Origin of the sequence: Micromonospora sp. NPDC049559 (genome assembly GCF_040676675.1) — a bacterium.
Taxonomy (GTDB): Bacteria; Actinomycetota; Actinomycetes; order Mycobacteriales; family Micromonosporaceae; genus JBFAPK01.
In genome coordinates this window covers 14,189-37,662 of the sequence record NZ_JBFAPK010000008.1, presented here as the reverse complement: position 1 = coordinate 37,662, position 23,474 = coordinate 14,189, and the positions used below count along the sequence as shown (strand labels likewise).

The 23,474-nt window shown below is 74.4% G+C and carries 18 protein-coding genes; 13 read left to right on the top strand and 5 right to left on the bottom strand.

Going from position 1 to position 23,474, the window contains the following annotated elements:
* Nucleotides 1-38 precede the first annotated feature (38 nt).
* On the bottom strand, nucleotides 39-3,761 hold the full coding sequence (locus AB0J86_RS12155; RefSeq protein ID WP_363856236.1) for a M12 family metallo-peptidase: 3,723 nt from the start codon (nucleotides 3,759-3,761) through the stop codon (nucleotides 39-41).
* 357 nt (nucleotides 3,762-4,118) lie between these two features.
* Here AB0J86_RS12155 and AB0J86_RS12150 point away from each other — a divergent pair, with 357 nt between their 5' ends.
* From AB0J86_RS12150 to AB0J86_RS12140, 3 genes are all read left to right on the top strand, one after another.
* Nucleotides 4,119-4,787, top strand: coding sequence for a DedA family protein (locus AB0J86_RS12150; protein ID WP_363856235.1), 669 nt, complete (start codon nucleotides 4,119-4,121; stop codon nucleotides 4,785-4,787).
* 71 nt (nucleotides 4,788-4,858) lie between these two features.
* On the top strand, nucleotides 4,859-5,086 hold the full coding sequence (locus AB0J86_RS12145; protein WP_363856233.1) for a hypothetical protein: 228 nt from the start codon (nucleotides 4,859-4,861) through the stop codon (nucleotides 5,084-5,086).
* A 150-nt stretch (nucleotides 5,087-5,236) separates the two neighbouring features.
* Nucleotides 5,237-5,920, top strand: a complete 684-nt coding sequence (locus AB0J86_RS12140) for a GNAT family protein (protein ID WP_363856231.1) — start codon at nucleotides 5,237-5,239, stop codon at nucleotides 5,918-5,920.
* Between the two features lie 9 nt (nucleotides 5,921-5,929).
* On the opposite strand, the gene AB0J86_RS12135 is transcribed toward AB0J86_RS12140, so the two are convergent.
* A complete protein-coding gene (locus AB0J86_RS12135; RefSeq protein ID WP_363856229.1) occupies nucleotides 5,930-7,618 on the bottom strand; it encodes a DEAD/DEAH box helicase in 1,689 nt (562 codons plus the stop codon).
* A gap of 356 nt (nucleotides 7,619-7,974) precedes the next feature.
* Between AB0J86_RS12135 and AB0J86_RS12130 the strand changes: the two genes are divergently transcribed.
* A complete protein-coding gene (locus AB0J86_RS12130) occupies nucleotides 7,975-11,772 on the top strand; it encodes a hypothetical protein (RefSeq protein WP_363856227.1) in 3,798 nt (1,265 codons plus the stop codon).
* A gap of 197 nt (nucleotides 11,773-11,969) precedes the next feature.
* Nucleotides 11,970-12,344 carry a hypothetical protein gene (locus AB0J86_RS12125; protein ID WP_363856225.1) on the top strand — a complete coding sequence of 125 codons (375 nt, stop codon included), beginning with the start codon at nucleotides 11,970-11,972 and terminating at the stop codon, nucleotides 12,342-12,344.
* 164 nt (nucleotides 12,345-12,508) lie between these two features.
* On the opposite strand, the gene AB0J86_RS12120 is transcribed toward AB0J86_RS12125, so the two are convergent.
* The 3 genes from AB0J86_RS12120 to AB0J86_RS12110 all read right to left on the bottom strand — a co-directional run bounded on the left by AB0J86_RS12120 (nucleotide 12,509) and on the right by AB0J86_RS12110 (nucleotide 15,952).
* Complete coding sequence (locus AB0J86_RS12120) at nucleotides 12,509-12,910, bottom strand: hypothetical protein (protein ID WP_363856224.1); 402 nt, start codon at nucleotides 12,908-12,910, stop codon at nucleotides 12,509-12,511.
* Between the two features lie 313 nt (nucleotides 12,911-13,223).
* The gene (locus AB0J86_RS12115) at nucleotides 13,224-14,747 is read right to left on the bottom strand and encodes a hypothetical protein (protein WP_363856222.1); all 1,524 of its coding nucleotides are present in this window, start codon (nucleotides 14,745-14,747) and stop codon (nucleotides 13,224-13,226) included.
* A gap of 485 nt (nucleotides 14,748-15,232) precedes the next feature.
* A complete protein-coding gene (locus AB0J86_RS12110; protein WP_363856220.1) occupies nucleotides 15,233-15,952 on the bottom strand; it encodes a GntR family transcriptional regulator in 720 nt (239 codons plus the stop codon).
* Between the two features lie 310 nt (nucleotides 15,953-16,262).
* On the opposite strand from AB0J86_RS12110, the gene AB0J86_RS12105 reads away from it, so the two are divergent.
* The 8 genes from AB0J86_RS12105 (at nucleotide 16,263) to AB0J86_RS12070 (ending at nucleotide 23,467) form a co-directional block, all read left to right on the top strand.
* Complete coding sequence (locus tag AB0J86_RS12105) at nucleotides 16,263-17,024, top strand: 5-oxoprolinase subunit PxpA (protein WP_363856218.1); 762 nt, start codon at nucleotides 16,263-16,265, stop codon at nucleotides 17,022-17,024.
* An 11-nt stretch (nucleotides 17,025-17,035) separates the two neighbouring features.
* Nucleotides 17,036-17,653 (top strand): allophanate hydrolase subunit 1, encoded by a 618-nt coding sequence (locus AB0J86_RS12100; protein WP_363856216.1) that lies wholly within the window; start codon nucleotides 17,036-17,038, stop codon nucleotides 17,651-17,653.
* 217 nt (nucleotides 17,654-17,870) lie between these two features.
* The gene (locus AB0J86_RS12095) at nucleotides 17,871-19,142 is read left to right on the top strand and encodes an ABC transporter substrate-binding protein (protein ID WP_363856214.1); all 1,272 of its coding nucleotides are present in this window, start codon (nucleotides 17,871-17,873) and stop codon (nucleotides 19,140-19,142) included.
* Nucleotides 19,139-19,999, top strand: coding sequence for a branched-chain amino acid ABC transporter permease (locus AB0J86_RS12090; protein WP_363856212.1), 861 nt, complete (start codon nucleotides 19,139-19,141; stop codon nucleotides 19,997-19,999). Before AB0J86_RS12095 ends, AB0J86_RS12090 begins: the two co-directional genes overlap by 4 nt.
* On the top strand, nucleotides 19,996-21,063 hold the full coding sequence (locus tag AB0J86_RS12085; RefSeq protein WP_363856210.1) for a branched-chain amino acid ABC transporter permease: 1,068 nt from the start codon (nucleotides 19,996-19,998) through the stop codon (nucleotides 21,061-21,063). The genes AB0J86_RS12090 and AB0J86_RS12085 overlap by 4 nt, the downstream gene beginning before the upstream one ends.
* Nucleotides 21,060-21,779, top strand: a complete 720-nt coding sequence (locus tag AB0J86_RS12080) for an ABC transporter ATP-binding protein (protein ID WP_363856208.1) — start codon at nucleotides 21,060-21,062, stop codon at nucleotides 21,777-21,779. The genes AB0J86_RS12085 and AB0J86_RS12080 overlap by 4 nt, the downstream gene beginning before the upstream one ends.
* A complete protein-coding gene (locus AB0J86_RS12075; RefSeq protein WP_363856206.1) occupies nucleotides 21,779-22,483 on the top strand; it encodes an ABC transporter ATP-binding protein in 705 nt (234 codons plus the stop codon). Before AB0J86_RS12080 ends, AB0J86_RS12075 begins: the two co-directional genes overlap by 1 nt.
* Before the next feature lie 3 nt (nucleotides 22,484-22,486).
* Nucleotides 22,487-23,467, top strand: coding sequence for a biotin-dependent carboxyltransferase family protein (locus tag AB0J86_RS12070; RefSeq protein WP_363856204.1), 981 nt, complete (start codon nucleotides 22,487-22,489; stop codon nucleotides 23,465-23,467).
* Nucleotides 23,468-23,474 lie beyond the last annotated feature (7 nt).

The following is a 23,474-nucleotide window of genomic DNA, read 5'->3' as shown; positions in this document are numbered from 1 at the left end:
CCGCGCCGCGACGGGCGGGGCACCGGCCGGGACCGTCCTCACTGGATCAGGAGCGTTCCGCTCGCCAGACGCGACTCGGCGGTACGCGTGCCGGTCCAGTTCGACGAGAAGACCAGCCGCTCGCCGTCGGTGAGGGTCACCCCGAGGGTGTCACCGGGCCGGAGCAGTCCCCGGTCGGTACCGGTCAGCCGCAGCGTCAGCCCGCTGGCCACGGTGACCGGGCGGGCCGCGCTGGTCACGTCGACCAGCGTGGCCCGGCCGCGCAGCTCAAGGCCGCCGGAGCCGGGGCGTCCCGAGACGGCGAACGAGTCGAGCCCGGTCGTGCGGATCTGGTACCGCCGCCCGGCCGAGGAGTACGTGACGCTGACCGTACCGGTGGGATCGTCGGCCCGGGACGCGGCCACGAGCAGCCCGAAGTCGATCCGCGAGCGCGGGTCGGCCGGTCGGGTGCCGGCCGCGCCGGTGGCGGTGAGGCTGCCCGTGCCGACGGCGGCCCGACTGGCCGGCCGGAGCACCTCGACGCGGGCGGCGGCGCTAACGGCGTAGCCGCCGCCGACCGTGACCGTGACGTCGTGGCCGCCGGCCGGCAGCGCCGCCGTGCAGCTCGCCGACGCCGCGGTGGCCGCGTCGCCGAGCAGCCCGAGCACGCCGGTGCAGAGGGTCCGCCCGGCCGCCGTGAAGGTCACCGTGGCGTCGCGGACGTCCCCGGGGAACGGGTCGGTACCGAGCACCGACGAGTCCCGTACCGTCGCCCGCAGCAGCACCCGCGCGGGGGCGCGGCCGTCGGCGTACCCGAGGGTGTCCCCCGTGTACGTCACCTCGGCGTCCTCCGGCGTCACCCGGACCGGGAACGCGACGGTCCCGGCGGTACCGGTGCCGTCGGTCACGGTGACCGTCACCGGGTACTCGCCCGGGGCGGCCCGGGTGGTCCCGACGACGGCCCAGACGCGGGTGCCCGGACCGGTCTCCGGCCCGGTGGGCTCCTTGGCCGACAGCGCGAGGCCGCTGGGGAGTCCGGTCGCGGTCGCGGTGAGCGCCGCGCCGCTGCCGTCCGGGTCGGTCGCCCGGACGTAGAGGTCAGGCGAGAACGCGTCGCTGTACTGCACGCTCGCGCCGCCCGCCGGGGCGTCGACGGAGACCTCGGGCCGGGCGTGGATGGCGAAGTCGGCGTCGTTGACGTCGAAGAAGACGTTCCCGACCGCCTCGATCTTGATCCGGGCCTTCGCGGCGCCCACGTTCGGCAGGGTCACGGTCTCGGCGCCGTCGTTGGCGGTCCGCTCCGCGACCACGTACGGGAAGGTCGCTCCCCCGTCCACGGAGAGCGAGATCTTCACCTCGCCGACCCCGATCGGCGCGGCGTCGGTACCGGCCACGTCCCAGGTCACCGGCTGGGCCGAGCCGCCCTCGACCATGCCACCGGCGGCCTGGGAGGTCACCAGGAACGGGCCGGCGCCCGGGGCGAGGACCAGGGCGGTGTCGGCGCTGCCCACCCCGCCGCCGCCCGGGTGCCCGTCCCGGGCGGTGAGCCGGAAGTGCAGGGTGCGGTTGTTGTCGAAGCCGACCCAGTCGGCGGTCGGCAGGAACTCGGAGTAGCAGTCGATCACGTCGGCCGGGACGTTGGTCGCCCCGCCGGTGGCCGGCGGCGCCGGCGCGGCCGGGCAGCCGCCGGTCCTGGCGTTGGTGTTGTTCGCGGCGATCTGGGCCGGGTCCGGGAAGACCCGGGTCGGGTCGGTGGTCACCGCGTTCTCGCCCGGGGAGTGGTACTCCAGGGCGTCGGTCGGGCTGACCACGGCCGCGACCCCGAACTGGCGGAACAGCGGACCGTTGGTCTTCACGTTGTTGACCAGCGCGGTACCGGCGCTGCTGCCGCCGGCCGAGCCGCCCCGGTCGTTCTGCTCCCAGAGGTACGTCACGGTGTCGCCGTCCGCGTCGGTCGCGGAGCCGGTGAGCGCGAACGGCGTACGCACCGGGATGGTGTACGACGCGGGCGCGGTGACCACCGGCGCGTGGTTGCCGGTCTCCGTCACGGCGAAGCCGCCGTTGTCCACGGCGCCACCCTTGACGGTCTCGCCGACGAACCCGTCCACCCCGTCCGGCGCGGCGAGCGCCAGCGGCTCGACGTTGCCGGCCGCGACCGCGCCGCCGGAGAAGGTGACCTGGAAACCGGTGTCGTCGGGCGTGCCGGAGCCGCCGAAGCCGGCGACCGTGACCGTGGCGCCGGCCGGCCAGCCGGGGATGGCCTCGATGGCGGCCCTGATCCCGGCGGCGGTGTAGTTGGCGCCCCGGACGATCGGCGCCGACTCCTGGCCGCCGTAGCGCAGCCGGAACGACTTCCCGGCGGTGTCGAAGCCGCGCAGCGAGACGGTCTGCACCTCGTTGATCAGTGGTCGGGTCGAGTTCACAAACGTGGTGATCTCGGTGTAGCTCCGCTGCGACCAGTACGGGTCGCTGTGCGGTTGCAGGTTGTCCTGCTGGCAGATGCCCGCGTACGCCATGATGGACGAGCCGCTGCCGGGCTCGTACGAGTTGGCCGCGCTGCGGTTGCCGCCCGAGCAGTTGTACTGGGTGCCGTTGAAGGTGTGGTTGCCGGCGAACTGGTGGCCGATCTCGTGCGCCACGTAGTCGACGGCGAAGAAGTCACCGACCGGGGTCGGCAGGCCGGTGCAGCCGCGGGCCTTGGTGGCGCCGCCGACCACGCCGAGCCCGGCCACCCCGCCGCCGTTGACGCCGAGGGCGATGTGTCCGACGTCGTAGCTGCCGGCGCCCACGAGCTGCCCGAGCACGATCTGGTTGCGCGACAGTGTGCCGCTGCCGCAGGAGGCGAGCTGGGCCGGGGTGAAGCAGGCGGCGGCGCCGCAGGGGCCGTTCGGCTCGGTGGCCTGCGCGGCGGTGTTCAGGTTGGTCCGCTCGGTGTCGTTGATCAGTACGAGCCGGATCGCCGTCTCGTCCTCGTAGACCTGGGTCACCCGGTTGACCAGCGTCACCTTGGCCGCCGTCACGTTCTCGGCGCCGAAGTAGCTGGCGTACGACGGGTCGGTGACCAGCGCGAGCCGGTAGGTGCGCAGCCGTACCAGCGGCCCCGCGGCGACCGGCTCGGCGGTGCTCCCGTCCGCCTCGTGCGCGTCCTCCCGCTCCACGAACGGCTGCTGCGGCGCCGCGAGGTCCTGCCCGTAGTAGCTGAGGTAGCGGCCCTGGTCGGCGTGGTGGTACGGGTCGACGTACCAGACGCCGCGCGCCGAGCGGACCGAGGCGTGGAAGCCCAGCGGGGTGAGGTCGGCGCGGACGGTGGCGGTCGGATCGTCCAGCCCCCGCCCCGCGTACGTCCTGATCTCCGGGTGCCGGGCGGCGAGCCCCGCCTCCATCACCGGCGAGTCGACCAGCTCGAAGCGCTGCGAGCCGCCCTCCGGGGTGGGCAGCCGCAGCACGGTCGGCCGGGTCCGGGCCGCCGAGCGCTCACCCGGCGCCCGGTCCAGGTCGGCCGCGAGCCCGGCACGGTCCAGCGTGTACGCGCTGGCGCGCCGGGCCCTGATCTCGGCCGGGCGGGCGGTCCGGGCGGCCGAGGCACCGTCCACCCGGGTCCAGTGGTCTCCCGGCCGGTTCGGCGCGGCCGGGGCCGCGGCGGCGGGGGCCGCGCTGCCGAGCACCGGCAACAGCGCGGCGGCCAGGACCGCCGCCAGCGACACGGCCAGCCGGCGGGGCGCCGCCGAGGCTCGCCGCGCGGGCGGGCCGCCGTCGGCGGCGGATCTCCAGGGAATCGTCAACGAGGTCTCCTTGAACCTCCGGCGCGGGCCGGTCCGGCCGGCGCCGGGTAGCGGGGGTTCCGCCCTGACGCAGCGGGTGTTCGAGCCGGCCGTGCCCCCGGCACGGAGCAGGCCCGCTCGACATCCTGTGAGCGGTGCTCAAGACCATAGGGCGTCGCGACGATCGATGGATAGAGCGTGTGTTACCGATTTCGCCGCGCCGCCGGGAGGATCGTGCGATACGCCCGAAAGGCGGAATCCCGCTCGTGCCCCGGGTCGGCCCGGCACGATGACAGGGTGTTCATTGCAGCGGGGGCGGGGGACGGGCCGGGCACCGGCGCGTACCCGGCGACCGGCCGCGCCTGACGGGCCGGACGGTTGCGCGCCTTCGCCGACTTCCTCGCCGGCCTGGCGGGCTGGCCCGCGCTGCTGCTCGTGGGCGCCCTCGCCTTCGGGGAGTCCGCGGCCTTCGTCGGCTTCTTCCTGCCGGGCGAGACGGCGCTGCTGCTGGGCGGGGCGATCGCCGCGACCGGCCGGGTCGACCTGGTCACGATGATCGTCGTCGCCGCGGCCGGCGCCATCGCCGGGGACAGCGTCGGGTACGAGATCGGCCGGCGGATCGGCCCTCCGCTGCGCCGCAGCCGGCTGGGCCGCCGGGTCGGCGAGCGGCGCTGGGAGCGGGCGGAGCGGTTCGTCGCCCGGCACGGTCCGGTGGCGGTACTGTCGGGTAGGTGGGTCGGAGTGCTGCGGGCGCTGGTCCCGGCCCTGGCGGGAATGAACCGGATGCCCTACCCGCGCTTCCTGCTCTTCAACGCGCTCGGCGGCGCGGCGTGGGCCGCCACGGTGGTGCTGATCGGCTACGCGGCGGGTGCCTCCTGGCGTCAGGCGGAGGAGCATCTGGGGCTCGCCGGCGCCCTGCTCGCCGCCGCCGTGGTGGCCGCGATCGCGCTGTACTGGCTGATCCACCGCCACCGGCGCCGCCGGGAACGGTCGGACGACGAGGCGCGACGGCACCGTCGGGGCGAGCCGGACGACGAGGCGCGCTAGCCGGCCGGGTCGACGGCGCGAGCGGGGTCGACGGCGGCCGGCCACGCGCGGCCGGTGGGAAGGAGGTCGGGATGGCGCTGGTCGGTGTCCACTTCGTGGGCGGGCCCGCCGACGGTACGGTCCGGGACCTGCCGGCCGGGCCGGACGGCGCCCCGCCGCCACGGTGGGTCGTCGCCGAGCGCGACGCCGGGACCGGGGCCGAGCGCGACCACCTCTACCGGCGCGACGCGGTCCCGGACGACGGCGGCGGCTGGACGATGCGCTGGGTCCGGACCGATGCGGTGGGGATGACCGAGTAGCCCGCCCGGCGCGGGCCGGCGGATCGGCGTCGCCGTCGCCGCCGCCGCCGCCGTCGTCGCCGTCGCCGTCGTTTGCTGGCGCGATGGTGTACCGGAGACCGCCGGGGATAACCGGATGCGCCCGCACCTGCGGCTGGCTACCGTCCGGACGTGCCCCACACCTATCCCCCGCTGAACGTCGAGGTCCGCACGCCACGCCTGACGCTGGCCGGCGCCTCCGACGAGCTGCTGGAACGTCTCGTGCCGCTCGTACGGGCCGGGGTCGCCGACGCCGAGCCGTGGCCGTTCGACGACCCGATCTCGTTCTACGCCGACAGCCCGGAACGCGAATGGCAGTGGCTGCGCGGCATCTGGGCCGGCCGTGCCCGGGTGAGCCCGGATTCGTGGCGGTTGTACTTCGCCGTGGTCGTCGACGGCGAACCGGTCGGCATGCAGGACGTGACGGGCAGCAACTTCACGCGGTTCGGCACGGTGTCCAGCTTCTCGTGGCTGGCCCCCGGCAGGCGGGGCCAGGGGCTCGGTAAGGAGATGCGGGCGGCGATCCTGCACCTGGCCTTCGCCGGGCTGGGCGCGCGCGAGGCCGGCAGCGACGCCTTCGTCGACAACGAGGCGTCCAACCGCGTCTCCCGTGCCCTGGGCTACGAACCGAACGGCACGGACTGGGACACCCGCCGCGGCGAGCCCGCCCGGATCCAGCGGTGGCGGCTCCCCCGGGACGCGTGGGAGCGGGTCCGCCGAGACGACATCGAGCTGACCGGCGTCGAGGAGTGCCGGCCCGTCCTGGGCATCGCCCGGCGGAGCGCGATCACCGTGCCCCGCCGGGCCGGCAGCTAGATCACCTAGCTAGTGGCGGCGGCGGTCGCGCTCGCGCCGTACCGTCGCCTTGCGTCCCTTGATCGCGCTGGCCCGCAGCGCCGCGATCACCTCGTCCGCGGCGGCCTCGGGGACCTCCACCAGCGAGAACCGGTCGGAGATCTCGATGCCTCCGATGTCCCGCCCGCTCAGCCGCGACTCGCCCGTGATGGCGCCGACCAGGTCCTGCGGCCGGACCCCGGCGTTGCGGCCGATGCTGAAGAAGAGGCGGGTCACCCCGCCGTCCGGGCCGCGACCGCGCCGCCCGTCGCGCCGGTCGGGCTCGTGGTCCCGGCGCCGCGTCGGCTCCCGCCGGGCCGCCGGCAGCACCTCCGGGATCTCCTCCTCGTCGATCCGGCCACCGCCGGCCTCGTGCGCCAGCTTCACGGCGGCCAGGGCCACGTCCACGATGTCGAACTCGTCGGCGAGCGTCTCCACCACCACCCGGAAGTGCTCCAGGTCGTCGCCGAGAAGGGTCTCCTGCAACGCCGCCCGGGTCAGCTCCAGCCGCCGCGCGCGCAGGTCGGCGACGGTCGGGAGCTTCTCGACGCTGATCCGCTCCTTGGTGACCCGCTCGATCGCCTTGAGCATCCGGTGCTCGCGCGGTTCGGCGAGGGTGATCGCCACCCCCTCGCGGCCGGCCCGGCCGACCCGGCCGATGCGGTGCACGTACGACTCCGGCTCGGGCGGTACGTTGTAGTTGACCACGTGCGTGAGCTGCTCCACGTCCAGCCCGCGCGCCGCCACGTCGGTGGCGATGAGCAGTTCGGCGACGCCGCCGCGCAGCCGTCCCATCACCCGGTCGCGCTGTTCCTGGCTCATCCCGCCGTGCAGCGCCTCGGCGCGGTAGCCGCGCCCGTTCAGGATCTCCGTGAGCTCGTCCACCTCGCCCCGGGTACGGCAGAAGACGATGGCGGCGGTGGGGGCCTCCACGTCCAGCACCCGGCCGAGCGCGGCGGCCTTGCTGTTGCGGGCGACCACGTAGGCGACCTGCCGGACCAGCGGCGCCTCCTGCCGCTGCACCGTCGGGCGGCCGATCTCGATGCGGACCGGGTCCCGCAGGTGCCGGCGGGCGATGCCGTCGATGCGCGGCGGCATGGTCGCCGAGAAGAGGACCGTCTGGCGCTCCTGCGGGGTCTCGTCGAGGATCGCCTCGATGTCCTCGGTGAAACCCATGTCGAGCATCTCGTCCGCCTCGTCGAGCACGACGGTGCGCACGTCGCCCAGGCGCAGGGTGCCCCGGCCGATGTGGTCCAGCGCCCGCCCCGGGGTGGCCACCACCACGTCAACCCCGCGCTCCAGCGCCTGCAGCTGCCGCCCGATCGGCTGGCCGCCGTAGATCGGCAGGACGCGTACGCCGAGGTCGCGACCGTAGCGGTGGAACGCCTGCGAGACCTGTACGGCCAGCTCGCGCGTTGGTACGAGCACCAGCGCCAGCGGGTCCGGCCCGCGCTCGGCGTCGGTCAGCGACTGCAGTACCGGCAGCGCGAAAGCGGCCGTCTTGCCGGTGCCGGTCGCCGCCTGCCCGAGCAGGTCACGCCCGCCCAGCAGCGGCGGGATCGCCTCCCGCTGGATCGAGGTCGGCTCCTCGTAGCCGAGGCCGGCGAGCGCGTTCAGCAGCTCGGCGCGCAGCGCCAGGTCCGCGAAGCCCGGCGCGTCCTCGGACGGGTCCATCGTCATCATCTGCTCCCGGTCCTCGTACCGTCGCCACCAGCCATACCCACGCTCCGGCCTCGTATCTCCAGATCACGTGCTGGGCAACCTTATCGAGCGCGGGCCGGGCGGCCGGCGCTGGGAACGCCGGATCGCCGGACCGGGGACGCCGGGACGGGCCGGACGGGGCCTCGGGAAGGGGTTTCGGGTCGCGTCACGCGGCGTGTTCCGAGGCTCGACGCCCGGCGCGAGCGGGTCGGCGCAATCGGCGGATCGGACGGGTCCGCCAGAGATGATCGGCTTTCGTCGGTAATGCGATTGTTGTTGCCTGCCGCCCCATGCAGATTGAACGGTAGCTATCACCGACCACACGGGGGTGCCAGGTGCCACGTGGCGAACGTCCGCTCGACACGGGCGACGATGAGCTGCTGCGGTTCGCGGCCGACCTGAGGGCGCTGCGCGAGAAGGCGGGCAAACCGACGTACCGGGAGCTGGGCCGGCGGGCGCACTACTCGGCGGCCAGCCTGTCGGAGGCCGCCAGCGGGCGGAAGCTGCCCAGCCTCGCGGTGACGCTGGCGTACGTGCGGGCCTGCGACGGCGACGCCGACGAGTGGGAGAGCCGCTGGTACGCGCTCGCCGGCGAGTCGACCGCCGGCGCGGTGGTGGAGTCGGACCCGGCCACGGTGCCGCCGTACGCGGGGCTGTCGGCGTTCCAGGCCGGCGACGCGGACCGGTTCTTCGGCCGGCAGCGGCTCGTCGACGAGCTCACCGCCCGGCTCGGGCGCTCCCGCCTGGTCGGGGTCTTCGGCGCCTCCGGTGCCGGCAAGTCCTCGCTGCTGCGGGCCGGCCTGCTGCCGCGGGTCGAGCCCGCGCTGCTCTTCACCCCGGGCGCGCACCCGGTCGAGCAGTGCGCGGTGCAGCTCGCCGCCCGCACCGGTGCCACGGCCGGGGCGCTGGCCGCCGAGTTCCGGGCCGACCCGCGCGGGCTGCACCTGGCCGTACGGCAGGCGCTGGTGGGCCACCCGGCCGACGCCGAACTGGTGATCGTGGTCGACCAGTTCGAGGAGGTCTTCACCCTCTGCGCCGACCCGGCCGAGCGCGCGGGGTTCCTGGCGCTGCTGGTCGCCGCCGTACGCTCCGAGGGGAGCCGGTGCCGGGTGGTGCTGGGCGTCCGCGCCGACTTCTACGGGCACTGCACCGCCCACCCGGAGCTGGTCGAGCAGCTGCGCGACGCGCAGATGGCGGTACCGCCGATGAGCGCCGAGGAGCTGCGCCAGGCGATCGTGCGGCCCGCGCTCACCTCGGGGCACACGGTCGAGTCCGCGCTGGTCACCCGGCTGGTCGCGGACGCGACCGGGCAGGCCGGCGTGCTGCCGCTGCTCTCGCACGCGCTGCTGGAGACGTGGCGCCGCCGCCGCGGCAACGCCATCACCCTGGCCGGGTACGAGCTGGCCGGCGGCATCGACGGCGCGATCGCCAAGACCGCCGAGCAGGTCTACGGCACGCTCGACGAGCGCCAGCGACTGCTCGCCCGCCAGATCTTCCTGCGCCTGATCGCCCTCGGCGAGGGGACCGAGGACACGAAGCGGCGGCTGCGCCGCGCCGAGCTGGACGAGACCGACCCGGACGCCGGCGTCGTGCTGGAGCGGCTCGCCGCCGCCCGGCTGCTCACGCTCGACCAGCAGGGCATCGAGATCGCGCACGAGGCGCTGATCCGGTGCTGGCCGCGGCTGCGGACCTGGCTCGCCGAGGACCGCGAGGGACTGCGTACCCGCCGACAGCTCACCGACGCCACCGACGCCTGGGAGCGGCTGGAGCGCGACGCCGGCGCGCTCTACCGGGGCGCCCGGCTGGCGATCGCCCGCGACTGGGCGGCCCGCAACACGGCCGCGCTGACCCCCCGGGAACGGCGGTTTCTCGACGCGAGCAGCGCGGCCGAGGCGCGCGAGCAGGAGCTGGGCCGGCGCCGTACCCGGCGGCTGCGGCAGCTGGTCGGGCTGCTCAGCGTCCTGCTGGTCGTCGCCACCACCTCGACCGGGTACGCCGCGCACAGCCGGAACACCGCCACCGAGCAGCGCAACATCGCGCTCTCCCAGAAGGTCGCCGCCGACGCGAGCGCGCTGCGCGAGGCCGACCCGACGCTGGCCGCGCAGCTCAGCCTCGCCGCGTACCGGCTGGTGGCCACCGCCGACGCCCGCAGCAGCCTGCTCGGGGCGTTCGCCACCCCGGTGGCCACCCGCCTCGGTCACGAGATCAACACGGCCGGGTTCGCGCCGGGCGGGCGCTGGGTGGCCACGGGCGGCGACGACCGCACCATCCGGATCTGGGACCTGAGCCGACCCCAGCAGCCCACGGTCTTCGCCACCCTGCCCGGGCAGCCCGACGACGTGGAGTCGCTGCGGTACGGCCCGGACGGGCGGCTGCTGTTCAGCAGCAACTACGACGGTTCGGTCGGGATCTGGAACGTCAGCGAGCCGGCCGACCCGCGCCCGCTCGCGGCCTTCCCGGCGCACGTCGAACCCCTGTTCGCGGCGGTGCCGAGCCCCGACGGGCGGGTGCTCGCCACCGCCGGCATGGACGGCACGATCAAGCTGTGGGACGTCCGCGAGCCGACCCGGCCGGCCCCGCTGGCGACGCTGACCGGCCACGAGGACACCGTCTGGACGCTGGAGTTCAGCCGGGACGGCCGGCGACTGCTCAGCGCCAGCGACGACAACAGCGCCCGGCTCTGGGACGTCGCCGACCCGCGCGCGGCCCGGCCGTTGAGCCGCTTCGCCGACTTCGGCCAGTACGTCAAGTCCGCCGCGTTCAGCCCCGACGGCGCCACCGTCGTCACCGCCTCGTACGACCACCTGGCCCGACTCTGGGACGTCCGCGACCCCGCGCGACCGGCGCTGCTCGGGGTGCTCAGCGGGCACGTGTCGCCGTTGCAGGCGGTCGCGTTCGGCCCCGACGGGCGTACCGTCGCCACGGCCGGCTGGGACTCGACGGTACGGCTCTGGGACGTCGCCGACCGCCGCTCCCCCGCCCCCGTGGCGGTGCTGACCGGCCACACCAACACGATCTGGTCGCTGGCCTTCAGCCCGGACGGCCGTACGCTCGCCTCGGCCAGCGCCGACCACTCGATGCTCCTGACCGACGTGCCCGGACCGGTCCTCGCCGGGCATCCGGCCGCCCTGTCGACGGCCGCGTTCAGCCCCGACGGGCGGCTGGTCGCGCTGGGCAGCGAGGACTACACGGTCCGGCTCTGGGACGTCGGCGACATCTACCGTCCCGCCCCGCTCGCGGTCCTCACCGGGCTACGCGGCGCGGCCAAGTCGGTGCTGTTCAGCGCGGACGGCCGCCTCGTCGTGGCCGCCGGCATCGACGGCCGGGTGGGCGTCTGGGACGTGGCGAACCCCGCCGCACCGGTGGCGCTACCGGCCATCGAGTACTCCGACGTGAGCGCGCACGGCCTGGCGATGCACCCGCGCCGCCCGCTGCTCGCGGTCACCGGCAACGACCCGGTGATCCAACTCTGGGACCTGGCCGCCCCGCGCCGGCCCCGGGTCGTCGGCGGCCTGCCCGACCAGGACATCGGCAAGCGGTCGGTCGGCTTCAGCCCGGACGGCAACCTGCTGGCCAACGCCAAGGGCAACGAGGCGCAGATATGGGACGTCAGCGTGCCGGAGCTGCCGAAGCTGCGCGCCGAGCTGGCCGGGCACACCGACGAGGTACGGTCGGTGGCGTTCGCCCCGGACGGTCGTACCCTCGCCACCGGCGGCCAGGACCGCACGGTGCGGCTGTGGGACGTCCGCGACCCGGCGAAGCCGGTACCGCTCGCCACCGTCGACGCGCACTCGGCCGCGGTCTTCTCGGTGGCGTTCGCCCCGGACGGCCGCACGCTGGCCAGCGCCAGCCTCGACCGGACGGCCCGGCTCTGGGACGTCACCGACCCGCGCGCGCCGGCCGCGCTGGCGCGGCTGGACGCGCACACCGACCGGGTCTACTCGGTCGCCTTCAGCCGGGACGGGCGGACGTTGCTCACCACCAGCGAGGACCACACGGCGCGGCTGTGGGAGCTGGACCCGGAGCGCGTCGCCGCCCGGGTCTGCGCCCTGGCCCATCCCCGGATCGGCCGGGAACAGTGGGCCGACAGCTTCCCGGACCTCGCGTACCGCCCGCCCTGCCCGCAGCCGTGAGCGGGCCGGCACCGCACCGGGTCGGCACGGCACCGGGTCGGCACGGCACCGGGTGGGCACGGTACCGCCGCACCCGTGGCCCGGTCGATGCCGAGCGGCGTCATTCGGCACATCGCGGGCGTCGTCTTTACGCTCGCCGAGGCGACTACCTAGCGTGATAGCTGTCCGTAACTTCGTGACTGCGCTAGGAGATCGCGATGCGTCGAGTAGGAATCCTGACCGGGCTGGTGGTCGCCGTGCTACTGGTCGCGGCGGCGCCCGCGCAGGCGTTCGCGCACAACGCCGTACACAACACGTACCTGCACGCGCTGCTGGACGCGCTGACCCTGGTCGCGGTCACCGCCCCGGTCTGGACGGCGTACGCCTGGGGCCGCCAGCGCCGCGGCCTGCTCGCGCTGCTGGTGGCCGTGGTGCAGGTACCGGTGGCGGTGATCGGGTTCGTGCCGATCGAGAACCCGGTGGTGCACCTCGCGGCGTTCGGTACCGCGCTGGCGCTGACCGGATCGGCGCTCTGGGCGGTACGCCGGCAGCGGCGCGCCGCGCCGGAACCCGCCACCGCCGAACGGAGCTGAGCCGGACCGGCCAGGCCGGGTCGGGTCGCGCGCGGCGGGGCTGGGCCGCACGCGACCCGACCCACTCAGCGCGACCCGACCCACTCAGCCCGGGTCGGACCCGGTCAGCGCGGGTCGGACCCGGTCAGCGCGGGTCGGACCCACTCAGCGCGGGTCGGACCCACTCAGCGCAGGTCGGACCCGGTCAGCGCGACCCGGCCCGGCCAGCGCGGGTCCGGCAGGGTGAGCCACCGTCCGTCCGGGCACTTGATCGCCAGACCGCGCACCGGCTCCCCCGGTCGGGTCGGGTCCCGCAGGACGCGCACCGTCGGGCAGCCGGTCATGGGCGGGTGCCAGCCGCCGTCGCCCGCCCGTACCGCGCAGTACCGGCAATGCGCCTCGTCGACGAAGCCCCACGCCATCAGCACCTCGCGGCCCCCGTACCAGTACCGGCCGACGCTGGCGAGGCGCCCCTGTTCGGGGCGGCGGTAGTACTCCGCCCGCAGTCCGGGTACGGCGATGCCGTCCAGTTCGGCGTCGGCGCAGCGGCGGTGCAGCCGGTACGAGGTCAGATCCGGCAGCTGCATGCGTTCGGGCTCCATCGGTACGCGGCGGCCGTCCACGAACCGTGGCGCCGGCCGGAAAAAGTCGGTCGCCCTGGTTCAACGAGCGGCGCCCGCCAGAGTGATCAGTACGCCGCCTCCCGGCGCCGGAAAGCCAGCGAGCAAGCGCAGCGGCGCCGGTGGTGTCTGCACTGACGCGTCGCGGCGAACAACCACCCACCCACACCACCGCGGAAGGAAAGACACCACCCCTCAGGCGCCGCGAAGCGCGCGAGCGCAAAATACAGCGCCGGGCGGGCCGGCCGCGTGGCCGACCCGCCCGGGCGGTTACCGGTCGTCAGTCCAGCGTGTCCGCGACGGCGTGGATCAGGTTCTGGCCCTGCGCGACGATCGCCTTGCGCCAGGCGTCGAAGGTGGCGTCGCTCGGGTTGAAGTCCGTCTCGAAGTGCTGCATGTCCGGGGTGTGGATGTGGCCCGCCGGGATGTCGAGCCCCATCCGGTCGCGCAGCAGCGTGTTGCGGTACGCGCTCTCGTTGGAGAGGTAGTTGCCGCCGCCGCCGCTGTAGGAGCAGGAGCCCGGGTCGGGCGGGATCGGGGCCGTGGGCGGGGGGAACTCGGTCGGCGGCGGGTTGTTTCGGGTGACCCGCTCGGTGGAGCCGCAGTCGGGGAACTCGGTGTAGTTGGTGTGCCAGACCACGCCGAACGCGACCGACGGGTCGGGCCAGGTGTCACCCGGCGGCCGGGGTACGTCGGCGCCGGTGTTCGCCGCGATCATCTGGGCCACCGGCAGCGTCGCCGTGGTCCACTGTGGTGGATTGGTCAGGCTGAACTCCGTCGGCCCGCCCCAGCGCGGTACCACCACGCTGTTGCAGGCGTGGTTGTCGCCCGGCAGCTGCGGCACCCCGTTGACCGCCGGGCAGCCCCGGTAGTTGTCGTTGCCGAGGGAGACCCCGTGGTAGCGGCCGTTCCACTGTTCGAGGTTGAAGACCGCGCCGCCGGCCTGGCTGACCGTGATCGAGGCGTCGACCCGTCGCGGACCGGGCTTCATGAACGGGCCGACCGTGTCCTCCAGGTAGCCGCGCTCGAACTCGGGGTAGTTCACCGGCAGGGTGTACGCCTGCACGTACGCGATTTTCCCGCTCTCGGTGCGGTACGTGGTGCCGTCGAGCGAGAGCGCGGTCGCGCCGGACGGGTTGCCGTGCCGGATGTTGTTGCCGACCGAGCCCGGGGCGGTACCGGCCGTGCCACCGTCGAGCGTGTACGGGTCGAAGCCGCTGATGATGACGCGCAGGACCGACTTCCCGGCGGGAAAGTCGATGTCGAACATCCCGCGGGAGGCCCGGTCGAAGGTGGTGATCAGCGCCGTCCGCTCGGCGGTCGAGAGCCGGAACCGGGGCGTCCACTGACGCAGCGCCGCGGTCGACTGCAGCCGGGTCCAGTAGAGCGGGCGGTCGTCGCTGTACGGCAGGTTGCCCTTGACCGGGCCACGGTGCTGGGCCCGGCGTACGGCCGCCTGCCACAGCTGCTCGCCCCGCTGCTCCACCAGCTTGGTGGCGGCCCCGAGGCTCGTGGTCCGGCAGAGCCGGTCGACCAGCGCCGGCCCGAAGTCCTGGAACCCGGCGCCCTCGATCATCTGCTGGGCGTACGGCTTCGGCTGGAGCACGGCCGGGTTGGCGTTGTCCGGCAGCGTGAAGCTGAGCCGGTTCTCCTCGACCGACAGCGGCGCGCTCTGGTCGAGGCAGTCGGTGTGCCGGCCGGTCGCGGCGGCGGGGGTGGCCGCGGCGAGACCGACCGTACCGGTGGCGAGCAGCGCGAGCGCGAAGACGCCCGCCGCGCCGCGTCTGGGGGTGGGTTTTCTCATCCTGATCGCTTCCTCCTCGGGTACTACCCTCGGCGGCCGCCCGTCGGGGGGCGGGCGGCTCGGTTCCGGCACCGGCCCGGAAGCGAACCCGCCGGGCAGGCCAGGAGGCTGCCGGCGGGCACGGGTCCCGCGTCGGTGTGGGGGCTCCCGGCGCCGGTGTCGGCGCCGGGCCGGTACGACGGAGCTGCGGTGCGTCGCCCGCCGGTCGAAGGGCCGTTCCGGCTGTGCGGTCCGGCCGGATCCGGGTGTCGACCTGCGGGCGGAGAGCCGTGTCGCGGTGGCGATCCTCGTCCGGTCCGGAGAGCTGCCGTTTCGGTGGACCGGGTGCGGATGGTGGCTCGAAGTTCGGGCCGACTCTAGGAGATTGTCGAACAATCCGTCAAGACATTGATCCACAAGCCCCTCGCGTCGATCTAGGGCAAATCGTCGTGATTGGAGATCCACTAGCAAGGATTTGCCCTAGATCGACGGGGAGGGGGCGGGTGCTAGATGGACGGGGCGAGGGCGCGGGCGGCCTCGGTGAGCTGGCGCTCGGCGTCGGCGAGGTAACCGGCGAGGACGCGGGCGGCGGCCTGGTTCTCCCCCGCGTCGATCAGCCCGACGATCTCCTCGTTGCGGGCGAGGTACGGCTCGTGGAACTCCCGCGGGCTCGCCATCAGGTGGAAGATCAGTCGAAGCTCGGCGAGCATGCCGCGCATCAGCTCGTCGAGCCGGGCGCTGCCGGCCAGCGCGGTGAGCGCCTGGTGGAACCGCAGGTCGGCGGTGCCGACGGCGCGCCAGTCCCCCTCGGCGGCGGCGCGCAGACCGGCCCGTACCGGCTCCCGTACGGCCTCGATCTGCGCCTGCGACGGGTGCCGCAGGTCCCGTACCGCGCCGCACTCCACGATGGACCGCATCCGGTACAGGTCGACGATGTCGGCCTCGGCCGGCACCCGTACGAAGACCCCGCGGTGCAGCTCGTGCGCGACCAGCCGGTCCTTGCCGAGCAGGCGGAACGCCTCGCGCAGCGTGTTGCGGGAGACGCCGAGCGCGGAGCAGAGCGCGGCCTCGGAGAGCCGGGCGCCGGGCTGGAAGAACCCCTCGGTGATCCGCTGGCGCAGGATCTCGGTGACCCGCTCGGCGGCCGACCCCCGGTCCAGCCGCTCCCGATCCACCGCCAGCTTGGTCACCCAGTCCTGGGCGCCAACATTTTCGTTCACCGTCACAGAGGGAGGCTATACCAATACAACATCTTGAGGGATTGTTGAACAACAGCTACGCTCTGCGCACCAGCCGGCCCCATCCCCCGACCCGGGGCCGGTGACGGCCCAGGCCGGTCACCCCAACCGGCCCGCACCACGGCCGGCGAGGTCCAACCGGCCTGAACCACGGCCGGCGAGGTCCAGCCGGCGCGACACCCGGCCGGCGAGGTCCAACCAGCCGGCACCCGGCCGCGATCCGGTCGACCGCACCCCGGCTCGCTCCAACCTCCAACCGGCCCGAAAGTCCGGCCGGCACTACCCCCGGGAGGCCCCGATGGCGGTGACCCTCGATCTCAACAGCGATCTCGGCGAAGGCTTCGGTACCTGGCGACTCGGTGACGACTTCGGCCTGCTCGCTCTGGTGACCAGTGCGAACGTCGCATGTGGCTTCCACGCCGGCGACCCGACGATCATGCGACGGGTCTGCGAACGGGCGGCGGCCAACGGAGTCGCGGTGGGCGCGCACGTCTCCTACCGGGACCTCGCCGGATTCGGCCGGCGGTCCATGGACGTCGAGCCGGGCCAGTTGGCCGACGAGGTGACGTACCAGCTCGCGGCGCTGGACGGGATCGCCCGCACCGCCGGTACCCGGGTCTCCTACGTGAAGCCGCACGGCGCGCTCTACAACCGCATCGTGCACGACGGCGCCCAGGCCGGCGCCGTCGTGGCCGCCGTGCGGGCGTACGACCCGGGGTTGCCGCTGCTGGGGCTGCCCGGCTCCGCCGTGCTCGCACAGGCCGCGGCGGCCGGACTGACCGCGGTCGCCGAGGCCTTCGCCGACCGCGCGTACCTGCCCGACGGGCGGCTCGCCCCGCGCGGCACCCCGGGCGCCGTGATCACCGACCCCGCCGAGGTGGTCCGCCGCTGCGTCGCCCTCGCCACCACCGGCGAGGTCACCGGCGTCGACGGCGACACGGTACGGGTCGAGGCGCGCTCGCTCTGCGTACACGGGGACACCCCCGGCGCGGTGGAGCTGGCCGGCCGGATCCGCGAGGCCCTGGTCTCGGCCGGCGTGACCCTCGCCCCGTTCGCGTGAGCGGCCCGGCGATGCGGACCCGGCCCTGCGGCGACCAGGGGCTCCTGGTGGAGCTGCCCGACGGCGAGCGGGTGATCGCGCTGCACCGCTCCCTGCGGGCGGACCCGCCCCCCGGGCTGGTCGAGGCCGTCCCGGCCGCCCGCACGGTCCTGCTGATCTTCGACCGTACGGTGACCGACGCCGGCCGGCTCACCGACGACCTCGCCCGGCGCGAGATCGCCGCCGCGCCGGCCACCGTCCCGGGCCGGCTGGTGGAGATACCGGTCAGCTACGACGGGCTGGACCTCGCCGAGGTGGCGCTCCGCACCGGGCTGCCCGAGCGCGAGGTCGTGGCCCGGCATCTGGCACCGACCTACACGGTCGCGTTCTGCGGCTTCGTACCCGGGTTCGGCTACCTCACCGGGGTCGATCCGCGCCTGCGGCTGCCCCGCCGCGACAGCCCGCGTACCCGGGTGCCGGCCGGCTCGGTCGCCATCGCCGACGAGTTCACCGGGATCTACCCGCGCCCGGCGCCCGGCGGCTGGCACATCCTCGGGCGCACCGACGCGCCGCTCTGGTCGCTGGACCGGGACCCACCCGCCCTGCTGAGACCCGGCGACCAGGTCCGCTTCGTCGAGGTCGGGCGGTGAGACCCACCCGGCCACGATCCCAGACCCGGCGACCAGGTCCGCTTCACCGAGGTCAGGCGATGAGACCCACCCGGCCACCGCTCGGGGCCGCCGAGATCTGGCACCACCCGCACCACCACAGCTTCATCGGTCCGACGACGGTAGTTGCCACCGCACCTGGCGCAGCATCGGCAGCCCGGCGATCCCATCGGCAGCACAGTGAACGAGGAGTCGGAACATGCGTAGGTTGACCCACGTCGCCGTCGCCAGTCTGGTCGTGCTCGGACTGGCCGCGTGCGGCGACAGCGGCGGATCCGGCGGCCAGGCCAGCGAGGTCAAGATCGCTGGCCTCTGGCCGCTCAGCGGCGCGAACGCCACCCAGGGCACGGACGTGCTGCACGGCGCGCAGCTCGCGGTGGACATCATCAACAATGACGAGAGCGGCATCGACCTGCCGCTCGCGGCGGGCGCGGGGCTGCCCGGCCTGGGCGGCGCGAAGCTCAACCTGATCACCGGTGACACCCAGGGCAAGCCCGAGGTCGGCGCGAGCGAGGTGGACCGGCTCGTCACCAGCGAGAAGGTCGCGGCGGTGATCGGCAGCTACCAGTCCGGCGTGACGCTGACCGCCAGCCAGCGCGCCGAGCGGCTCGGCGTACCGTTCGTCAACGAGGCCTCCTCGTCGCCGGCGCTCACCGAGCGCGGCCTGAAGTGGTTCTTCCGGACCGGGCCGACCGACGAGACCTTCGCCGGCACCATGTTCGACTACCTGGAGGCGCAGCGCCAGCAGGGCAAGGCCGTCGGCACGGTGGCGGTGTTCCGCAGCAACGACCAGTTCGGCAACGACGGCGCGACGGTCACCAAGAAGGTGGCCGGGCAGCGCGGCATCAACGTGGTCGCCGACGTGCCGTTCGACCCGAACGCCGCCGACCTCAACTCGCAGGTCGCCCAGGTACGGGCCAAGAACCCCGACGTGCTGTTCGTGCTCGCGTACACCGACGCGGCGATCAAGCTGATGAAGACGCTGCGGCAGCTCGACTACTACCCGCCCGCGCTGCTCGCGTACGGCACCGGCTTCGCCGACCCGGCGTTCGTCACCGGCCTCGGTGACCTGGCCAACGGCGTCTCCACCCGGGCCGCGTGGTCCGACGAGATCGCCACCAAGCGGCCCGCGGCCAAGGCCGTCGCGGACCGGTTCCAGCAGAAGTTCAACGCGCCGATGACCGAGAACTCCGCGCGCGCCTTCACCGCGGTACTGACCCTGGCGCAGGCGATCGACGCGGCCAAGTCCACCAAGCCCGACGCGATCCGCGACGCGCTGCGCAAGCTGGACGTACCGGCCGAGCAGACGATCATGCCGTGGACCGGGGTCAAGTTCGACGACCACGGCCAGAACACCGGCGCGGTCGGCGTGGTCGAGCAGCTGATCGACGGCAGGTACCGGGTGGTCTTCCCGACCGAGTTGGCCACCACCCCGGCCGTCTGGCCGCTGCGCGGAGCGCAGGGCAAGTGAGCGACCTCGCCCAGGCGGTCGTCAACGGTCTGCTGATCGGCGCCGTCTTCGCCCTCGTCGCGGTCGGGTTGACACTGATCTACGGGGTCATGGACATCATCAACTTCGCGCACGGCGAGATGGTGATGATCGGCATGTACCTGTCGTTCTTCGCGTGGTCCCTGCTCGGCCTCGACCCGCTGCTCTCGGCGCCGCTCACCGGCGTGTCGATCGCGCTGGTCGGCGGCCTCATGTACGTCGCCGCGGTGGGCCGGGTGCTCGGCCGCTCGCTGCTCGCCCAGGTGATCGTCACCTTCGGACTGCAGGTCTTCCTGCGCGGCCTGGCCCAGTTCCTGTGGAAGCCGGACACCCGCACGATCAGCGACAGCTGGATCGGCGGGGTCCGCTGGACGCTGGGCCCGGTCGTGATCGGCGGACCGCAGGTGGTGATGGCCGTGGGCGCGGGCATCACCACGCTGGCGGTGACGCTCTTCATGAACCGCACCCGGCTGGGCAGCGGCATCCGGGCCGCCGGCGAGGACGCCAAGGCCGCCGCCCTGCAGGGCATCGACCCCCGCAAGATGTACGCCCTGGCGTGGATCATCGCGGGCGGGGCGGCCGGCATCGCCGGCGGCCTGCTGATGAACTCGTACTCGGCCGCGCCCACGGCCGGCGTGACGTTCGCCCTGATGGCGTTCGTCGTGGTGGCGCTCGGCGGCTTCGGCAGCATCACCGGCGCCGCGCTGGCCGGGCTGCTGGTCGGGGTCGCCCAGGGCGTCGTCGGCCTTTACGCCCCGAGCTACACGCTGGCCGCCGCGCTCGGCCTCTACCTGGTGGTGATCATGGTCCGTCCGCAGGGATTGCTGGGTACCCGATGAGCAGCACCGGCATTCTCACCCCGCCCCCGGCCACCGACGCCGCGCTGCCGGCACCGGCCCGGCGCCGGCTGCCGCGCTGGCTCTCCCCGGTGCTGGTGCTCGCCGCGCTGGCGCTGTACCCGCTGCTGTTCAACACCGCCGCGGCGCAGAACATCGGCGTCCTCGCGCTCACGTACGCCATCGCGGCCACCGGCTGGAACGTGCTCGGCGGGTACGCCGGACAGGTCTCCTTCGGCCACGCGCTCTACTTCGGCGTCGGCGCGTACACCACCGCCGTACTGGTCCGCGACGACTGGTCGCCGTGGCTGGCGATCGCGCTCGCGCTGCCGCTGGCCGCGGCCGCCGCCGTGATCATCGGTTACCCGACCTTCCGGCTGCGCTACCACTACTACTCGATCGCCACCATCGCGGTCGCCGAGATCGTGGTGGTGCTGGTGACCAACCTGCCCGGCCTCGGGCAGGCCGGCGGGCTGGAGCTGCCGATCGAGGAGCCGTCCCTGGCGAACCTCCAGTTCTCCCTGCTGGACAAGCGGCCGTACTACTACGTGGCGTTCGGCATGTTCTGCGTGGTGGCCCTCGTGACCTGGCTCTTCCTGCGCGGCCGGGTCGGCACCTACGTCCGGGCCGTCCGGGACGACCAGGTGGCCGCCGCCGCGGTGGGCGTACCGGTGCACCGGTACAAGCTCGCCGCCGCCGCGCTCTCCGGCGGGATCACCGCGCTGGCCGGCGGCTTCTACGCCATGTACGTGCTCTTCGTCGACCCGCCCTCCGCGCTCGGCCTGGACCTGTCGGTCTCGTTCACGCTGATGGCGGTGCTCGGCGGGGTGGGCCGGTTCTGGGGCCCGCTGCTCGGCGCCTGGGTGCTCACCGCCGTACAGGACGTCACCCGGCAGCACCTCTCCGGCAGCGGACGCTCGATCGACCTGCTCCTCTACGGCGCGCTGATCGTCGTCGTGGCCGTGGTCGAGCCGGGCGGGCTGCTGGCGATCCTGGAACGGGTCCGGCGCGCGCTGGGGCGCTGGTTCGGCGGCGCGGCCCGGCGCGGGCGGGAGATCTCGGCATGAGCGACATCCTGCGCGTCGACGGCATCTCCTGCCGCTTCGGCGGCCTGCTGGCCAACAACGACATCTCGTTCGGGGTCGAGGAGGGCGCCATCATGGGCCTGATCGGCCCGAACGGCGCCGGCAAGAGCACGCTCTTCTCCATCATCGCGGGCGACCGGCGCCCCACCGCCGGGCGGCTGCACTACGCCGGGCGGGACGTGACCGGATGGCGCCCGCACCAGGCGGCCCGGGCCGGGGTCGGGCGCACCTTCCAGCTGATGCGGGTCTTCGGGTCGATGACCGTGGCCGAGAACCTCGCCACCGCGGCGTACCTGCGCCACCGGCGCCGCCGCGACGCGCAGCGGCGCGCCGAGGAGGTGATCGCCGAGGTCGGGCTCGGCGAGCTGGCCGACGCGCCGGCCGCGTCGCTGACCGCCGGCTGGAAGAAGCGGCTGGAGATGGCGCGGGCGGTCGCCGTCGAACCGCGCCTGCTCCTGCTCGACGAGGTGCTCTCCGGGCTCACCCCGGCCGAGGCGAACGAGGCGGTGGGCATTGTCCGCCGGCTCAACGAGCGGGGCATCACGGTACTCATGGTCGAACACGTAATGGAGATCATCATGCCGCTCTGCGACCGGGTCGTGGTGCTCGACCACGGCGAGAAGATCTGCGCGGGGCCGCCGGCCGAGGTGGTCCGGGACCCCGCGGTGATCGAGGCGTACCTCGGTCGGGAGGCGTGATGCTCCAGGTACGCGGGCTCACCCTCGACTACGCCGGCGCGGTCGCGCTGCGCGGCGTCGACCTGGACGTCGAGGAGGGCGAGCTGGTCGCGCTGGTCGGCGCCAACGGCGCCGGCAAGACCTCGCTGCTGGCCGGCATCTCCGGCCTGCACCGGCCCGTCGGGGGCAGCGTCCGGTTCCGGGGTACGGAGATCGGCGCGCTGCCCGCGCACCGGATCGCCCGGCTCGGCGCCGCCCTGGTACCGGAGGGACGGCGGCTCTTCGCGCACCAGACCGTACGGCAGAACCTGCTGCTCGGCGCGTACCACGAGCGCACCGAGCGGGCCCGCGCCGCGAGCCTGGAGCGGGTGCACGCGCTCTTCCCGGTGCTGGCCGAGCGCGCCGACCAGCGCGCCGGCACGCTCTCCGGCGGCGAGCAGCAGATGGTTGCCCTCGGCCGGGCCCTGATGAGCCGGCCGAGCCTGCTGATGCTGGACGAGCCGTCGCTCGGCATCGCGCCGAAGATCGCCCAGATGATCTTCGGGGTGCTGGCCGAGATCCGGGCCGGCGGGACGACCATGCTGCTGGTCGAACAGAACCTGCGGGCCGCGCTCGCCCTGGCCGACCGGGCGTACGTGTTGCAGACCGGGACCATCGTGATGTCCGGGCCGGCCGCGGAGCTGGCCGACTCCGACGACGTCCGCCGCTCGTACCTGGGGCTGTAGCGCGTGGACGGCAGCGACGCACGGTCGGCGGGGCCGGTGCTGATGGAGGTGCTGCGACCGGGGCTGCTGGCGCTGGTGGAGGACCTGGGCCGGCCCGGCCTGGCAGATCTCGGCATCGGCCGGTCGGGCGCGGTCGACGTACCGAGCCTGCGGCTGGGCAACCGGCTGGTCGGTAACCACGAGTCCGCCGCCGCCATCGAGCTGACCCTCGGCGGCGCCGCGTTCCGGTTCCACCGGCCGGCGGTGGTGGCGGTGACCGGCGCGCCCGCCCCGGTCACCGTCGCGGGCCGGCCCGTACCGGCGGCCACGTCGGTGCCGGTGCCGGCCGGCGAGGAGCTGCGGGTCGGCCGCCCGCGCGGCGGCGTCCGCACCTATCTGGCGGTACGCGGCGGCATCGACGTGCCGCCGGTGCTCGGCTCCCGGTCCCGGGACACCCTCGCCGGCATCGGCCCGGCGGAGCTGCGCGCGGGCGACCTGCTGCCGATCGGTACCGAGGTGGCCGGCCCGCCCGCCGCCGCCCCGGTCGACGGCGGGCTGCTCGGCGGCGGGCCGTTGGACGGCGGCCCGGTCGACGGTGGCCCGCTCGACGGTGCGCATCCGGGCGTCGGGCCGGCGCCGGGGGCCGCGCCGTCCGCCACCGCCGAGGTACGGCTGCGGGTCCACCCCGGGCCCCGGGTGGACTGGTTCACCGACGACGCGCTGGCGACCCTCTTCGGCGAGCCGTACCGGGTGACACCCCGCTCGGACCGGATCGGGATGCGGCTGAGCGGCGGGCGGCTGTACTACCGGCGTACCGGTGAGCTGCCGCCCGAGGGCATGGTCACCGGCGCGCTCCAGGTACCGCCGGAGGGCCAGCCGGTGCTCTTCCTCGCCGACCACCCGGTCACCGGCGGCTACCCGGTGATCGGCGTGGTGACCAGCGACGACGTGCCGCTCGCCGCCCAGGCCCAGCCCGGCCGGCCGGTTCGCTTCGTACCGGTCTGAGCCGGCT